This is a genomic window from Streptomyces palmae (assembly GCF_004684805.1).
GTDB lineage: Bacteria > Actinomycetota > Actinomycetes > Streptomycetales > Streptomycetaceae > Streptomyces > Streptomyces palmae.
In genome coordinates, this window is the sequence record NZ_SRID01000049.1 from 13,700 (window position 1) to 27,509 (window position 13,810).

The window sequence follows — 13,810 nt, forward strand, 5'->3', positions numbered from 1 at the left end:
GTGGAGTGCGGGCACGGACAGCTCCGCGGTGGATCCTCCGGGGGCGTCGACAAGCTCGGGGTGTGCGTCGGCCCAGATGTCGGCCACGACGTCGATCAGCGGTCGCACCTGGCCTGGCCCGTAGGTGTGGATTACCACGCTGGTGTGGGTGCTCGGGTTGGTCACCGTGGTCCTTCCTCAGCAGCTGACAGTGGTGCGGTATTCCTCCAGCCAGTCGGCGACCGCCGGGACATCGGCATGCCGCGCGAGGGCGCTTTCGACGTTGTGCAGCTGTCGCAGGAGGCGGTCGGAGCGCACCGTGGGGAGATACGCCAGGGCACGGCCGGCGGCCTCGGCCGCGGCTTCCGGTTCCGGCCGGCTCTTGACTGCATGGTGGATGGCGATGTCGCCGGTGTACAGGGACCGGTTGCGTGCGAAGTTGTCGCCGAAGAGGAGTACGGCTTGTTCGGCGCCGGCTGCGGCCCGCTCGCGCTGGCCGAGGTCGGCTCGGGCGAGGGCTTCCAGTCCGGCGAGTTCGCCGGGCTGGAAGAAGTCCAGCCAGGTCGGATCGGCCTCGGCGGGGCCTTGGGCGTAGAGGTGGTGGGCGCGGACGATCGCCCGGTCGGTGGCGCTGGCGTCGCCCATCAGCGCCCAGCCGGCGGCCTCGCGCATCGCGAACAGGGACAGCATCCGGGCTGTGCCGTGTGAGCGGGCGGCGGCCTGGGCTCCTTGGGCGGCGGAGATCGCTTCGCGGGGGCGGCCGGATGCCTTGGCCAACAGCGATAGGCAGCCGAAGGCGTGGGCCTCCAGGCCGGGGTCGTCGGCGATCCGGGCGGTGGCCAGGGCCTCGCTGTAGAGGCTTCGGGCGTCGGCCGGGCGGCCCGAATCGAAGCTGAGCCACCCGGCAGCGATCGCCAGGTGGCCGGTCGCCGACCGCAGCCGCCGGCCTGTCGTCTGGGTGTAGGTGCCGTCCTGCATCCACTGGTAGGCGGTGTGGAGGGCCTGGGCGGCGTCTCTGCGCAGGGCGGCGGATCCGTGATCGTGGTCGTGTGCGAAGAGCTGCGTGACGACCTGGTCGATGGCGCGCACGTCACCGATGCCGATCCTCCCCGGCGCCCGATCCGCGGCAGCCCTTGAGGGGATGAGCGAAAGGCAGGCGCCCGCGGAGTCGGCCAGGGACGCTCGGCGGCCCGCCGCCGGCTCCTGCGCTTCGGGCCTGTTCGCCGCGGTGATGGTCGGCACGGCGGGCGGGGCGGGGGCGCTGCCGGAGCGGAAGCCGAGTTCGGCCATGGTGTGCCCGGTCAGCTGGGTGAGGATACGGCGATAGACCGCGCGGGGCATGCGCACCTCACCGTCCTCCCACGCCGCGACCAGGCGGGCGGTGCAGCCGACCGGCTCACCCATCTCCTGGCCCGTTTCCACCACGAGTTCGGCGAACTCCTGCCGGGACATCTGGAACCGGTCTTCGCGCGCGGCGCGCAGCTGGGCGTTGGGGGTTTTGCGGCGGTCAGCCATTCCTGCTCCGGCGGCGTCCACGAGGGCGATGAGGTGCGGTGACCGTACCGCCCTCACGCCCTGTTCTCCCCTGGAGTGGGCCGTATTTCACCCTGGCCGGGCGGACTTTCATCGTTCCTACACGCGGCTGGCATCGCAGTCGCCCGGGCAGGGGCGCTTGGCTGGAGGTGACGTAACCACTACAGGGAGGCCGCCATGGCGCATGCTTTCGCCGGCACAACGGCCAAGACCAAGAGCAGCAGGCCGGCGCCACCCCGCACTGGTGCGTGCGGGGCTGCCGCGGAGGGGGTGGCTTCGTCGTGAGTCATCACACCGTGCGGCACGATCCGGCGGGCCGGGCCGACTGGGAGCTCCCGCTGGACCGTGAGCACCACATCGCGCTCGCCAAGGCGGTGCTCGGCTGGTCGGCCAAGTCGGACGTGCCGGCAGCCGACTGTGAGCAGATCGCCCTCCAGCTGTCCGATCACGCCCGGCTCGTGGCTGATGAGATCCAGCGCCGTGTGGACCAGCTGCCCAGGAACAGCCAGCGGGAACTGTGTGAGATCGTCCTGCGTGAGGCGGCGCGGCGCCTTTCAACGGCAGTCCACGGCACCGTACGGTGCGCACAGGACCGCGCCCGCCTGGTACGCGCACTCTACGAGCGACTTGGGAGCCTGAGCGAGAGTCCGGCAGCGACTGAGGCAGGCCCCTCGGCGGCGTGCTGATCGCCCCCTGAACTCCGTCCGGCGCCTTTCCCCCGGGGCCCAGGCGGTCAGAAGCCCCGGCGGGGCCGTGTTCCACCTCCACCGCGGTCCCGCCGGGGCTTCATCATGGCCAGGGCCGCCGAGCCCTGCCGTCCAACGACTGGGTGCGCCCATCACGTGCGCAGCCCTCGGGACACTGCGACTGCGAACCAGCCCGGTACGCGGCACACGACGATCGGCCTGCTCCACCCCTCGGACTCGGTCCACGCCGAGAAGCGGCGCAGCGGGTGGTGCAGGGTGCGTCTGGACTACCGCTCAAGGACTGGCATGGCCTGGCACGACCGGCTGGGCGGCGAGGTCGCACCACGCGCGCAACGTGTGCACTCAGCTGGGTTGATCGGTTGATCGGCGGCCCCATCCTCTCAGGGGTGGGGCCGCCGTCGTTTCCATTGGAAACGCTCAGTCCGCGAGGTCAACGAAGCCGAGGTGCGTCATCACCTTTCGGTAGTCCACAGAGGGGACCGAGTTGGGCAGCAGAATCGGCAGGGGGCATTCGTCTTCGTAGAGCTTCTTGGCGTCGGCCGAGTACCGGATGTAGGGCAGCAGGACGGAGCCGTACATCGCCTCTGCTGCGGCGGTGGCGCGCCGGGCCGCTGCCTCGTTGTGGGTCGCCGTCGGTGCGCCGGTGAGGAGCAGGTGGTTGAGTGTCGGCCTGCCCGGGACCGATCGGCGGCCGCGGTTCTTGTCGCGGATGCGCTCCAGCTCGTCTGTGAGCTTCTTGACCAGCTTGACGTCTTTGGGGTCGGCCTTGATCGACGGGATGACGGAGTCGTCTTCGTCCAGCATGCGGAGCACGGAGTAGGGCATCTTGCCGTAGCTCGCCGGGAAGTCCAGGTAGAAGACCGTGTCGTCGCCCTCGTACGAGCGCAGGATCTCGCCGAACCAGTCGTTGCGGTCCGCGTCCTCTGCAATGGCGAGGTCCGCACCGGCCATGGCGGGGCTACTCGGAACGACGCGCAGGTTGGGGATGGGCGCGAAGTCCTCTTCGGGGTCGTCGCCGTCTCCGATGCGGTAGCGGGCAGGCAGCGCGACCTCGTCCAAGGTGGCCTTGCCGTAGAGCAGGTCGATCGCGGTCTTCTTGCCCTTGAGTGCGTCTTCGTCATAGCCGAGGACGGTGGTGGACGACGCGTTGCTGTCCAGGTCGAAGACGACACCGGGGTAGCCGCGCAGGGCGGCGGTGACGGCCATGGACGTGGCACTGGTGGACTTGGTGGACCCGCCGCATTCGATGATGTACGCCCAGATAAGGGGCCAGTTCCGGCGCTTGGGCCGGAAGCGGGGGTCGACGGTGACGCTAGTGGGCTTCATCGGGTCTCTCCTGCGGCGACCAGGCCGAGCTCGGCCTTCTCCCATTCGGTCTGCGGCTCGTAGTCCGCGTGCTCCTGGAGGACGCGGACGTGGTTGCGCTCGCGGCTGCCCCAGGACTGTCGGCGGGCGGCGGTGCGGAGTTCGGCGGCGGCCAGGGCGGCGGCGAAGGCGGCGAGGCGCTGTACCGCTGCGTCGCCCGAATCCTGTATGGCGGCGAAGTAAGTCGCGGCGTCGGCGGCGTCCAGGCCGTGGCGGCTGGTCTCCTTCAGCCAGGTGAAGGCGCGCTGCTGTGCGGCGGATTGCTGCGGGGGCGCGAGTACCGCGGCGGTCAGCACGGACAGGATGAGGTCGCTGTTCGCTGGGTCGGTCACATCGGTGACCTCCAGGAGGGCGCGGCAGGAGGCTTCTCGGGCGACGGCGGCCGCGCGGCGGTCAGCTTCGTCCTTGTCGCGCCCGGACGGCTGCTTGGCCTGCTTCGGCTTGCGCGGGGCTGGCGGGGCGGCGGGCGCGCCGTTTCCAGTGGAAACGGTCTCGGGCTTGTCGGCCGCCGGTTCTGCGCCACCGTTTCCAGTGGAAACGGGGCTCGCCGTATCCGGGGCCTCGTCCTGTCGCTGGCGGGCAAGGATCTGAGCCTGCGCCTCGGCCGGGTGGGTGCCGCCGCGCACGAGGCTGAGGTAGTCCTCTTGGTCGTCGTGGTCCAGCTGCTGCGCCTTCTCGGCCGCGCTGACCCTGAGCGTGCCGTCCCTGAGCGCCTGTTGCACTGCGGGCGCGAGGTCCAGGAGCTTGATGCGCTTCCAGACGGTGCCCTTGGAGATGGCGCCGTTGGCGGTCTCGCCGACCTTCCCTGCGATCTGCTCGTAGGAGAGGCCGGCCTCCCGCAGCGCCTGGTAGTGCTCGGCCTCTTCCAGGGGGCTGAGCTGGGCGCGGCGCAGGTTTTCGATCAGGGTGATGAGGCGCGCGTCCTCCACCTTGTCGTCACGCAGTACGCTCGGGATGGTCTCCCAGCCGGCTTCCTGAGAGGCGAGTTCCTGGTAGGCGAGCCAGCGGTGCTCACCGAAAAGGATCACGTTCGGGGCAGTGATCTGGTCCCGGGTCTCCGGGTAGATCTTCAGCCAGACGTCGGCCGTGATGTGAGCGATGCTCTGGAGAAGTCCGACTTCTTTGATGGTGGCAGCGAGTTCCGGCACGCCCCTCTTCGCCCGCTTGTTGAAGGGATTGGGGCACAGGGACGACAGCTCCAGATCCAGGGTGTCCCCGCTGCGGTCCGTGTCGGTGTAGAGAACCTCATCGGGGGCCACCACGGGCTTGGACTTGGTGCTTTTGCGTTTGGGCCGCGGGAGCGCGCCTGCCATTGATTCTCCATGAGCTATCAGAGGTACGGGCCGAGAGTAGCCGTTTCCACTGGAAACGATGACCCCCTCCCCGCCTAATTCCGCTTCATAGCCACGCTAGGGCCCCAGGTCGCGCGTTTCCGTTGGAAACGCAAAAAGGCCCTGGGCTCCCGGCAGCGGGGAGCCCAGGGCCTTCTTGGTGACTGGCGTGTCAGATCGCTTCACGCGGCGACGAAGGAAGCGGAGGTGTTGGCGGGCAAAGCGTCGGCGACGCGGCGACGCAGGGCCTCCTTGGGTGTCCACAGCCTTTGGGCGCCAGGAACGGTCACCGGCTCGGTGAGCGGTACGACGTCGGCGAGCTCCCAGTGGTGGAAGCCAGGCATGGCCCACCGGCTACAGCGTCCGTCGCAGTCGGAATGTGCGTCCGAGATCCGTGCGACGGCGAGGACAGCTTTTGCGGGCATCTCCAGATCGCGGGGCATCTGCTGGACGGCGCGCCGGTCGATGCTCGCTCCTGCATGGATGAGTACGAGACCTCGGTACTTGGTGAGCCAGCCGCGGTTCTCGATGTTCTTGCCGAGCTGGGCCACGGCGGATGCCCAGGGCTGCCATAGCGTCAGTGCTCGCAGGGGCTCCGCTTCAGTGATGGACTGGGCGAGGATGGCGGTAAGACTCACGAGGGTCCTTCCGGATACCGGGGGCTGGAGAAGGTCCGCCGGTCCTGGGTGAATGGTGGCCACCAGGCGGGCAGTGCAGCTCGCGCGGTGCCCGGCGCCCGGGGTTGTTCCCGGGCGCCGGCTGTCGGTGGGCCGGCAGCGGACGCTAGCCGGGCCCCTGGTCATAGGGCGTCGCACACGTCGCAGACGGGTTCGTCCGGCTGCCCGCCGTTGTAGACGTCCAGCAGGTCCCGGGCGCTGGTGACCTCGACCCACAGCGTGCCGTCACCGCAGCCAGGGCACGTTCCGTCGAGACGAGCTTCCCAGTGAGCCTCGTACGGCTCGGCCTCGTCCCACCAGCGCACGGCGAGCTGGCGGCCGGCGACCACGAAGGCGCCTCGGGACCTGTCACCAGCGTCGAAGGCGAATACCCGGGCGAGGTCATCCCCGAATGCCGCGCGCACTGCGGCAAGGGCGTTCGGGCCAGCGGCCGCGGAGCGTTCCAGCAGCAACCGCAGCAGGTCCAAGTCGGTGGCGTCGTGGACCTGATCGAACCCCTCCTTCAGGAGCTGCTCGGTGGTGGGGACTCCGGCGTGCTGCTCGGTAACCACGTGTTCGGGGACTTGCCGGTTGGTGGGCCTTGGTGCCTGCCGGGCGAGACACAGTGCCAGCGGAGTACGGGCCGCGATCGCGACGGCCGGCAGCTGGTGCTGGTGGGCGTACTTCACCAGGTGGGCGCGGTCGGCGAGGTTGGTGCTGGTGGCGTCGACCACGGTGGGCCGCCGGCGGGCGAGGCGGCCGTTGAGTGCGGCGTCGAAGAGGGTGACCGCGTCGGGGGTGGCGGCCTGGTCGCCAGCGTCGGAGATCCGTTGCCGGCAGGCGTCCAGCGATAGGCGCCAGTCCCGGGGGAAGGCGGTGGCGATGTGGGTCTTGCCGCTCCCGGCTGCGCCGATGAGCACGTAGAGCGCGGGGGTGGGGAGAGGGAGCGGGGCGAGGGCGGATTCAGGCAGGTTCATGGGCCTCATTCGGTGAGGGTCGGTTGATACAGCTGTACAGGCAGGGGCTCTGCCAGCCCCGCGGTGGCGGACAGGCAGAGCCCCCTGGGCGCGGCCAGTTCAGGGACGGTGCGGCACTTCGATGGCGGCTTGGTCGTTGAGGCTGAGGGCGGCGGGGGCGTTGCCGCCGCGGCGGTACCTGCGCCGGATCATCGTGTCTCCTGTCCGGTGTTGGCGGCGACTAGGGCTAAGGCGGCGGTCACCGCGTCGGGGAGGGTTTCGCAGACCGGCACGCCGTGGCGGCGGGCGACGTAGACCAGGTATCGATTGCGCTCCGGGTTGGGGCAGTCCGGCGGGACCCCGAGCACTGCGCGGCCGCTGCTGACGTCCAGGCCGAACTCCACGTTCGTGGTCATGCCCGGCAAGGTCCGCATATCCCGGGGGATCCAGAACAGGATCGCGGAGGCCGCCCCGCGGGCCGCGGTCTCCCAGTCGACCTGCTCCTCGTAGCGGGCCGCCCGGGTGCCGCCCCGGGACTCGGGACTGAGCACGGTGAGCGGCTGGTTGCCGGTCCACTGTGCGGATAGGGCGGCGACGGCGGTCGGGCGCCAGGACGGCACCGGGGCGCTCTTGTCCGGGGTGGGCCCGGCCAAGAACACGCTCGGCCCGGCGGGGATCGACTCACGGGCCATGACGAGGGTGACGCTCACTGCGTTGCTCCGTTCTGCTCGGCGGCGGCTGCTGCGCGCGCGGCGTGTTGGGGGGTCCAGGGCAGCGGGAGGCGGTCGCCGGCGGTGCGAGGAACGAGGTGGCCGTGCAGGTGGAACACGGATTGGGTTGCGGCCGGCCCGCAAGAGGTGACGTAGTTCCACTGGCCGCCGATCCGCGCGGCGAGTTCAGCGGCGCGCATTTGCACGGTGCCGGAGACGACGGGATCGGTCGTGAAGTCCGTGACGTGGTCGTGGGACAAGACCAGGAGGTGGCCGTTGGTGCAACCGCCGCTGCGGGGCACGATCGCGACCGCGTCGGCCCACTCGTGGACGATCGTGGCAGGGGCGCCGTCGTGGATGATCTGGCAGAACGGGCAGTCGGGGTACGGGGGCCTGGCGGGCACCGGCGGCCGGTTGATGTGGTGGTGGGTGACCCGGACGCGGGCGCCGACCTCGCGCATGCGGTGACCGATGGCGTCGGCGATGGCGGGAGCTCGGTGCCGGCCGTACGGGGACTGAACCAGGAGCTGGACCGACCGGCCGTTCGCGGTGGCGCGCAGGGCGGCGAGGTCGTGCACGGCGTCGGCGATGATGCGGGCCGCGCTTGGGGTGTTGAGGATGCGGTCGCGTACGCCCGGGTCCTGTCCGGTCAGCTGCGCGGCGACGCCGGCCAGGGCCGGCTCGTGGGGCGGGGCCAGCAGCTCGTCCGTCAGCAGGATGTCGAGAACGGCGGCTCGGTGGCGAGGCGGCGGGTCCTGCCAACGGGCGCCGTAGGAGTAAATGAACAGGTCAGGGGCTGTCATGGAGCCTCCAGGATCGAAAAGGGCGGTGGAGATGCCGGAGCGCCGCCCGGCCGGAATGGCGGGACGGAGCTCCGGGGTGGTGGCCTCGCCGGCCCAGCTGCTGGGCGTGGTGGTCGCCGAAGCCTGGTTGCCAGCGGTGCTCGGGGCCGTGGTGGTGCACGCGTAGATGTGTGTCTGAGGCGTCACCTGGCTCAGTCAGCTTCTTGGACGTGGCTTGGGGGTGCGCTTCTGCGCGACGTCCAGTAGCTCGCGGTTGCGCTGCCTTTGGGAGTCGGTGAGCGGCCGGGTCTTGGGGCCGCGGCGGCGCCAGAGCGGTGAGGCTGGCGGTTCGGGGTAGGCAAGGGCGTAGTCGACGTCGCGGTTGGTGCTCCTCATGGGGCCTCCAGCTAGACGTGCGGGGAGAAGCGCAGCCCGGTGCGCCAGTTCACAGGATGAACTGGCGCACCGGGCTGCGTTGAAGGTGTGGGATGGCGCGCAGGAGGACCTGATCGGGTCCGCTGGCTCCACCTGCCAGAAGGTCAGGATCCGATCACCTGCGGCCTCGCTTGCGTGTGGCAAGCCAGGTGATGACGGCCGCGGCCCCGACGCCGATGATTCGGTGCAGGGCAGCGTCCAGTTCGATCCAGGCAGTTCCGGGACCGGTGATCTCGGCCTGCGGTTTGCCGTCCTTGTCCAGGCGTACCGCCTGACAGTGCTCGATGTAGCCACGCTGGCCTGTTTGGTCCGCGAGCCAGAGGAACAATGCGCCGCGGTCGATGACCGCGTGCGTCCCGGCGTTGATGGCTGCGCCAGCCAGGAGCGCACGGGCGGGGACGCGGTATCCGAAAGATCGGGTGAGTGCGACCGCTGCGCCGGACTGGATCGCGGAATAGGTCGCGACATGCAGGGCGACAGCGCGCCGCCCCCGGCTGCTGGCGGTCGTAGTCGGCTCGCCGCTGCGGTCGGTCGTCTCTTCCCCGACGGCCACACCGTCTCGGTAGACGCGGTGCGTGCCGTACAGCCGCTTGCATTTCGCTGTTGTCGAGCCCTGTGCCCAGTGATCACAGAAAGGATGGATTTCACCGAAGGCCGCCAGCAGGCAGCCGAAAAGCGCGAGGCGCTCGATGGAGCGGTTCAAGGTCACCTCCACACCTGCGATGCGGACGGAAGCAGGCACGGCGGGCGCCGTCAGGTGCTTGGCGGCCAGAGACAGAGAGAGCATCGAGTGTCCTGATCTTGAAGTGGGTGAAGGGGGCCAGGGCCCACTGTGCCGATTCAGCGGCCACCTCCGAGCGGCGAGGTTCTGACGGCGCTCTGAGGTGGCCTCCGGGTTAGGCGTGTCGGAGGCCGGACGTAGGACCGAAATATGAGCTTTGCGCCAGCGTTCGGGGATCGGCCACGGTGACCGATCCCCGAACGGCAACTGCTGCGGCTGGCGGGGTGTCAGTCGTCGGTGACGGTGACGGTGGTGATGTGGTCCACCTGGAACGGCAGCTCCTCGTACTCGCGGGCGACGGAATCGTCGCTGACGGTAGTCTCGATGACGGTCCCGTCTGCCTCTGTGATGGTGATCTTCTTGGCCACGATGTGATCTCTCTGCTGGGTGGGAGGCCGGCCCCCGTGTTCGCTGGCTGAGAGGGCGGCAGCGTCCTGAGGGCCGGGGGGGAGCTGGCTGATTGGATTGATCGGTTTCCGCAGGTCAGCAATGGTTTCTTGTTTGGGCAGCCATTGGCGTTGATCGGCTGTGGCGAGCCGATCAACGCCAATGGGCGACCAATGAGTCGCCGATGAATGCAGGGTCAGGAATGAGCGTCCACGGCCTCCTGGACGTCGGCCATGTAGTAGCCGCGGGGCTGGCCGTCGAGCTCGGTGATGCGCTTGGACGAAAGGTCCACTTTCGCGTCGCGCAGTGCTCGGCTGAGGGCCTTGCCGAGCTCGCGCAGGCGGTCGCGGTCGTCCTTGTCGTCCCAGCGCCCCCATCGCTGTTCGTCGTCCCGGCGGAGGTGGACGTGGAGCTGGTCCATGGTCAGGTACTCCGGATCGTCCACAGCGGTGAACGCGGCCCGGATGGTCTGCACGATGGCCGGGGCGCTCGTGCCGCTCCTGCTGGTGCCGGGCACAGTGGGGTCTGCGCACGCGGCTTGGAGATCAGCCCATTGGTCGATCATGCCGGCCTCGGTGAGGGTGTGGGTGACGTCGGGCAGGCCGGCCGCGGCCCTCTCGGCTCCGACCTTGGCGGCGTATTCGGGGAGGATCTCGCGGACCTGGTAGCGCAGCGGGCGGTTGGGCATGCCGGGCAGGCCGGTCGCGTAGATCTGGCCGGCGTCGTTGCGCTCGGTGTGGGTGGCGGCCACGATGAGGTCGGCCCGGTAGCCCTCGGCGAGCGCTCCGCCGCCCAGGAGCTCGGTGACGTCAACGCGGCGGGAGGCTCCGATCAGCTTGGCGGCGAGCTTGGGGCCGATGGCCTCGCCAAGGTAGTCCTTGGTGCCGAACTGGCTTCCGCCGTAGACCCAGATGGCTTCTTTGCGTCCCAGCAGCAGCAGCCTGATCAGCTTGGCCTTGTTCTTGGCTGACAGCTGTGGCCACTCGTCCACGAAGAGGCAGAAGGCGGGATGCTCGGGGCTGACGCGCCATTTGTTGCCCCACCCGTACGCGGCGCGCTGGGCGGCGCGGGCGGTGCACAGGTTGAGGAAGAAGTCGAGGACATCGCTGATCAGGGCGTCGTCCATGGTCGCGTTGAGGGTGATCGCGGGGCCGAGGTCACCCACGCCGGTACCGACGGGGTCAAGATTGATCACGACGGCGTCCCGGGTGGAGGTGACGACCTCGGCCATCGCGAGCATGATGCCCGACTTGCCACCGCCGGAGTCGGCCACCATCAGCAGCATCAGCCCGGCCAGCGTGAAAACGAGCGGTGTGGCGTCCATGGCGACGCCGAAGTCGGCGCTGTCGCTGATCGAGGCGGACAGCGGGGCCCGGTAGGGCACGGTGCCGACGAGCTCGGCGGTGAACGGGTCCTTTTTGAGGATCCGGATGGTGCAGGAGTCGCCGGCCTCGGGATCGCCCTCGATCAACAAACCGTTGCGCCGCACCTTCAGCAAGGTGATCAGCCCCTTGTAGGTTTTCTCCTCGTTGAGGTCGTCCGGGCTGCCGCTGCTGAACGAAGCGCGCACCGACCATCCCCAGGGCTCCTCTACCGCGTCCGTGACGGCTTCGACGTCGCCGCCCTCCTGGAGGATCGCGCGCCGGAGCGCTTCGGCGGCTTCGTCCGCGGTGGTGGCCTCCCGGATCGGGTAGGGCACGAGGTTCTCCCGCTCGGTGGCGCTGCTTGTGGGGTCGCCAGCAGGGCCGTGCGCGGAGGCGCTGGAGCCGGAGTTGCAGGTGGTGGCGCCGTCCGAGGTGGTGGCGCCGTCCACAGCGGTGCCGGTGGTGGCGTTGTAGGCCAGGGCGGGCACATCGGGTGGTGTGCTGCGCCAGTTAGGCATGCGGCCCTTGGCCCAGACCGTCACGATGGCGCCCCCTGCGGTGAGCAGGGGCAGTGTGCTGGCCCAGTAGAGTTCCACGGCGGCCAGCACGGCGCCGGTGATTGCCGTCTTGAGCCGGCGGCGGTTCGCGGTCCGGCGACGCTGCTGGGCCAGCTCTTCGGGGCTGGGCTCGCGGTGTTCGGCGTACAGGGTGCTCTCGACTCCGTGGGACTGGTTCCGCCAGGCCACCGCCTCGGCGCGCTCCTTCGCGGCCTGTTCGGAGGCACGCTGGTAGCCCTCTGGGACGTCCTCCTGCCGAGCGCGTCGCTGGGCCTCCTTGGCCCGTTCCTCGGCCTCCTCCGCCTTCTCCTTCAGGCGCTGGGCCTCTTGCCGCTGGCGGCGCTCCCAGCGTCGGTAGCGGTGGTTGAGGAGGTGAGCGCGTAGGTGGGCGTCGGTGAGGTTGGACGCGGACAGCCATTGGCCGCGCTCGGCCTTGAGCACCTTGAACCCGGTGGTGATGGCGGTAATCTCGCGGGTGGCTGCGCGCAGGGTGGCGGCGGCGAGCGCGGCGGTGATCCGTGCGCGGCGGGTGGGAGGAGGTGTTGCTGGACCGGTGCCACCGGACGGCTCTTGGTCCACCTGGTCGTCGTCCACGAACTCGCCCTCGTAGATGATGCGGTCGGGCAGGTCGCTGGTCACGGTCGGTACTCCTGATCGGTAGTGCTGGCTGGGGTGTGGGGCGGGCGGCTGCGGCCGGCCACGCCTGGCCCGGCCCCTGTCCCGGACCGCGCGGTGGCGGGCAGAGAGAGGGGAGGCTGGGCGTGGCCGACCGGTGGCGTTCGTCGCCGTGGAATGTGCGGGTTAGGCGATGCTGCCGACGATTTGGGCGCCCCAATTGTTCACGGCGGGGATGATGAATGCGGCGACTGCGCCGCCCAGCGTCGCGGACAGGCCCAGCAGAATTCCGGAGACGATGCCCCTCTTTGCCATCTCCTGCATCTTCTTTCCCAAAGCCCTCCAGGCCCCGATGATTACGACTGTCAGCAGCAGGAGAATCAGGTTTCCCTCGCCGGTGAGTGTGACGGTGGTGCTACGGGCGTCCAGGGTGGTGTTGCCGCCGGTCAACCCCCACATGGTGAGGCTGCCTGCGCCGTTGCCGAGCCAGGTGATCACCCCGGCGCCGAAGCCGATCAGTCCACCGGTGCACATGGTGGCCAGGCCGCCGTAGAGGATGCCGACGCCGAGGCCGACCGCCTCCTGCTTGTCGGGGGACTTCTTGCTTTTGAGGTACTGCACGGCCCACCGGGAACAGTAGAGCGTCGGAATGGCCAGCCCCACGAAGAGGCCGCCGATCGTGAGGCCCTGTGCAGGGATATTCGCCATGGCTTTTTGTTCTCCAGTTCGTTGGGTTAGTTCAGGGAATTCAGAATGTGTTCGCCGAGGGAATTCACGGCGGGCGTGAGGGTGTCGGCCACGAGGGCGCTCACACCGGGTGTGCGGCCCAGGAGGTCACCGCTGAGGGCCCCGATCGCCAGGTGCCAGCGCAGATCGGTGCAGCAGAAGCGGGCCAGCAGCAGTGCAGCGGCCAGCAGCACCGTGATGGCGACTCCTCCGCCCACCGCCAGCTCGTCCCTGTGGACGTCGGCTACGGCCTGGTCCGCGCCGCCGATGAGCACACGCCCGACCGCGTTGGCGGGCCCGGCCGTGTGAGCGGTGATCCAGGCCAGCAGGCCGCCGCTACAGCCCGCGGCCAGGAGGCCCATGCCCAGACCGATGGCCAGCAGGATCATGCGATCCAGGCGTCGGCCGGTGCGCGCCCAGCGGGCGAGTGTGAACACCAGCAGACTGCCCCCGGCGGCGACTCCTCCGAGGGTGATCACCGCGGTCACACTCCCGTGATGCGGTTGGCGATGGCGTGCAGGCCCGCGGGAGTGGTGAAGGTGATCAGGACCATGAGGTAGGTGAAGGTCCGCACGCGCCACATCGGCCGGCTCTTGTGCACGGTGGCGGCCAGCTCCATCACCGCGGCGACCACCGCACCGACGACCACCGGCTCGTAGGGGTCACCGCACGCGTGCAGCACCGGCTTGAGGAACGACCGGACCACCAGCGCGGCACCGAAGGCGCTGGTGTTGAACAGCCAGGAGACCTTGAGGAAGAACCGCCGCTCGCTGGACTGCTGGGTCGGCGCGCCCGGCAAGTTGACCGTCAGATGGATCGGGGGCGGCCCCTCGCCCGCGGTCGGCGCGGGGCTCGATGGCGCGGAAGGCGCCGGCAGTGCGGTCGACGGCGGGCCCGCGGGGGGCGGCGGCGCGACCGGCCGGGGA

General features: G+C 69.7%; 15 protein-coding genes and 1 pseudogene. 2 read left to right on the forward strand and 14 right to left on the reverse strand.

Annotated features, from left to right (window positions below):
• Nucleotides 1-177: 177 nt before the first annotated feature.
• The gene (locus tag E4099_RS08155; RefSeq protein ID WP_135338283.1) at nt 178-1,494 is read right to left on the reverse strand and encodes an NsdA family TPR-like regulatory protein; all 1,317 of its coding nucleotides are present in this window, start codon (nt 1,492-1,494) and stop codon (nt 178-180) included.
• A gap of 299 nt (nt 1,495-1,793) precedes the next feature.
• Here E4099_RS08155 and E4099_RS08160 point away from each other — a divergent pair, with 299 nt between their 5' ends.
• On the forward strand, nt 1,794-2,198 hold the full coding sequence (locus tag E4099_RS08160) for a restriction endonuclease (protein ID WP_135338284.1): 405 nt from the start codon (nt 1,794-1,796) through the stop codon (nt 2,196-2,198).
• Nucleotides 2,199-2,636: 438 nt separating this feature from the next.
• On the opposite strand, the gene E4099_RS08165 is transcribed toward E4099_RS08160, so the two are convergent.
• The 6 genes from E4099_RS08165 to E4099_RS08190 form a co-directional block, all read right to left on the reverse strand.
• Entirely contained in the window at nt 2,637-3,545 is a 909-nt protein-coding gene (locus E4099_RS08165; RefSeq protein ID WP_135338285.1) for a ParA family protein, read from the reverse strand.
• Entirely contained in the window at nt 3,542-4,897 is a 1,356-nt protein-coding gene (locus E4099_RS08170; RefSeq protein ID WP_135338286.1) for a ParB/RepB/Spo0J family partition protein, read from the reverse strand. The genes E4099_RS08165 and E4099_RS08170 overlap by 4 nt, the downstream gene beginning before the upstream one ends.
• 200 nt (nt 4,898-5,097) lie before the next feature.
• A complete protein-coding gene (locus E4099_RS08175; protein WP_135338287.1) occupies nt 5,098-5,553 on the reverse strand; it encodes an ASCH domain-containing protein in 456 nt (151 codons plus the stop codon).
• 161 nt (nt 5,554-5,714) lie between these two features.
• Nucleotides 5,715-6,548 carry an AAA family ATPase gene (locus tag E4099_RS08180; protein ID WP_245244673.1) on the reverse strand — a complete coding sequence of 278 codons (834 nt, stop codon included), beginning with the start codon at nt 6,546-6,548 and terminating at the stop codon, nt 5,715-5,717.
• A gap of 188 nt (nt 6,549-6,736) precedes the next feature.
• Complete coding sequence (locus E4099_RS08185; RefSeq protein ID WP_245244675.1) at nt 6,737-7,237, reverse strand: nucleoside 2-deoxyribosyltransferase domain-containing protein; 501 nt, start codon at nt 7,235-7,237, stop codon at nt 6,737-6,739.
• Nucleotides 7,234-8,040: an HIT family protein gene (locus tag E4099_RS08190; RefSeq protein ID WP_135338289.1), complete on the reverse strand. Its 807-nt coding sequence runs from the start codon at nt 8,038-8,040 to the stop codon at nt 7,234-7,236. Before E4099_RS08190 ends, E4099_RS08185 begins: the two co-directional genes overlap by 4 nt.
• Nucleotides 8,041-8,065: 25 nt before the next feature.
• Between E4099_RS08190 and E4099_RS32885 the strand changes: the two genes are divergently transcribed.
• A complete protein-coding gene (locus tag E4099_RS32885; protein ID WP_167828318.1) occupies nt 8,066-8,206 on the forward strand; it encodes a hypothetical protein in 141 nt (46 codons plus the stop codon).
• A 29-nt stretch (nt 8,207-8,235) separates the two neighbouring features.
• Here the strand turns inward: E4099_RS32885 and E4099_RS08195 are convergent, their stop codons facing one another.
• The 7 genes and pseudogenes from E4099_RS08195 to E4099_RS08220 all read right to left on the reverse strand — a co-directional run.
• Nucleotides 8,236-8,415, reverse strand: a complete 180-nt coding sequence (locus E4099_RS08195; protein WP_135338290.1) for a hypothetical protein — start codon at nt 8,413-8,415, stop codon at nt 8,236-8,238.
• A gap of 154 nt (nt 8,416-8,569) precedes the next feature.
• Nucleotides 8,570-9,241, reverse strand: coding sequence for a hypothetical protein (locus E4099_RS08200; RefSeq protein ID WP_245244677.1), 672 nt, complete (start codon nt 9,239-9,241; stop codon nt 8,570-8,572).
• A gap of 221 nt (nt 9,242-9,462) precedes the next feature.
• A complete protein-coding gene (locus E4099_RS32890; RefSeq protein ID WP_167828319.1) occupies nt 9,463-9,603 on the reverse strand; it encodes a hypothetical protein in 141 nt (46 codons plus the stop codon).
• 215 nt (nt 9,604-9,818) lie between these two features.
• Nucleotides 9,819-12,182, reverse strand: coding sequence for a hypothetical protein (locus tag E4099_RS08205; protein WP_135338291.1), 2,364 nt, complete (start codon nt 12,180-12,182; stop codon nt 9,819-9,821).
• A 162-nt stretch (nt 12,183-12,344) separates the two neighbouring features.
• On the reverse strand, nt 12,345-12,866 hold the full coding sequence (locus E4099_RS08210; RefSeq protein WP_135338292.1) for a hypothetical protein: 522 nt from the start codon (nt 12,864-12,866) through the stop codon (nt 12,345-12,347).
• 26 nt (nt 12,867-12,892) lie between these two features.
• Nucleotides 12,893-13,372: a hypothetical protein gene (locus tag E4099_RS08215; protein WP_135338293.1), complete on the reverse strand. Its 480-nt coding sequence runs from the start codon at nt 13,370-13,372 to the stop codon at nt 12,893-12,895.
• Nucleotides 13,369-13,810: pseudogene (locus tag E4099_RS08220) on the reverse strand (hypothetical protein); the annotation flags it as partial. The pseudogene E4099_RS08220 and the gene E4099_RS08215, both read right to left, overlap by 4 nt.

Coding starts and splice junctions, on each gene's coding strand:
- E4099_RS08155 (WP_135338283.1), bottom strand. CDS start 1,494: ATGGCTGACCGCCGCAAAACCCCCAACGCCCAGCTGCGCGCCGCGCGC.
- E4099_RS08195 (WP_135338290.1), bottom strand. CDS start 8,415: ATGAGGAGCACCAACCGCGACGTCGACTACGCCCTTGCCTACCCCGAA.
- E4099_RS08180 (WP_245244673.1), bottom strand. CDS start 6,548: ATGAACCTGCCTGAATCCGCCCTCGCCCCGCTCCCTCTCCCCACCCCC.
- E4099_RS08190 (WP_135338289.1), bottom strand. CDS start 8,040: ATGACAGCCCCTGACCTGTTCATTTACTCCTACGGCGCCCGTTGGCAG.
- E4099_RS08170 (WP_135338286.1), bottom strand. CDS start 4,897: ATGGCAGGCGCGCTCCCGCGGCCCAAACGCAAAAGCACCAAGTCCAAG.
- E4099_RS08210 (WP_135338292.1), bottom strand. CDS start 12,866: ATGGCGAATATCCCTGCACAGGGCCTCACGATCGGCGGCCTCTTCGTG.
- E4099_RS08165 (WP_135338285.1), bottom strand. CDS start 3,545: ATGAAGCCCACTAGCGTCACCGTCGACCCCCGCTTCCGGCCCAAGCGC.
- E4099_RS08200 (WP_245244677.1), bottom strand. CDS start 9,241: ATGCTCTCTCTGTCTCTGGCCGCCAAGCACCTGACGGCGCCCGCCGTG.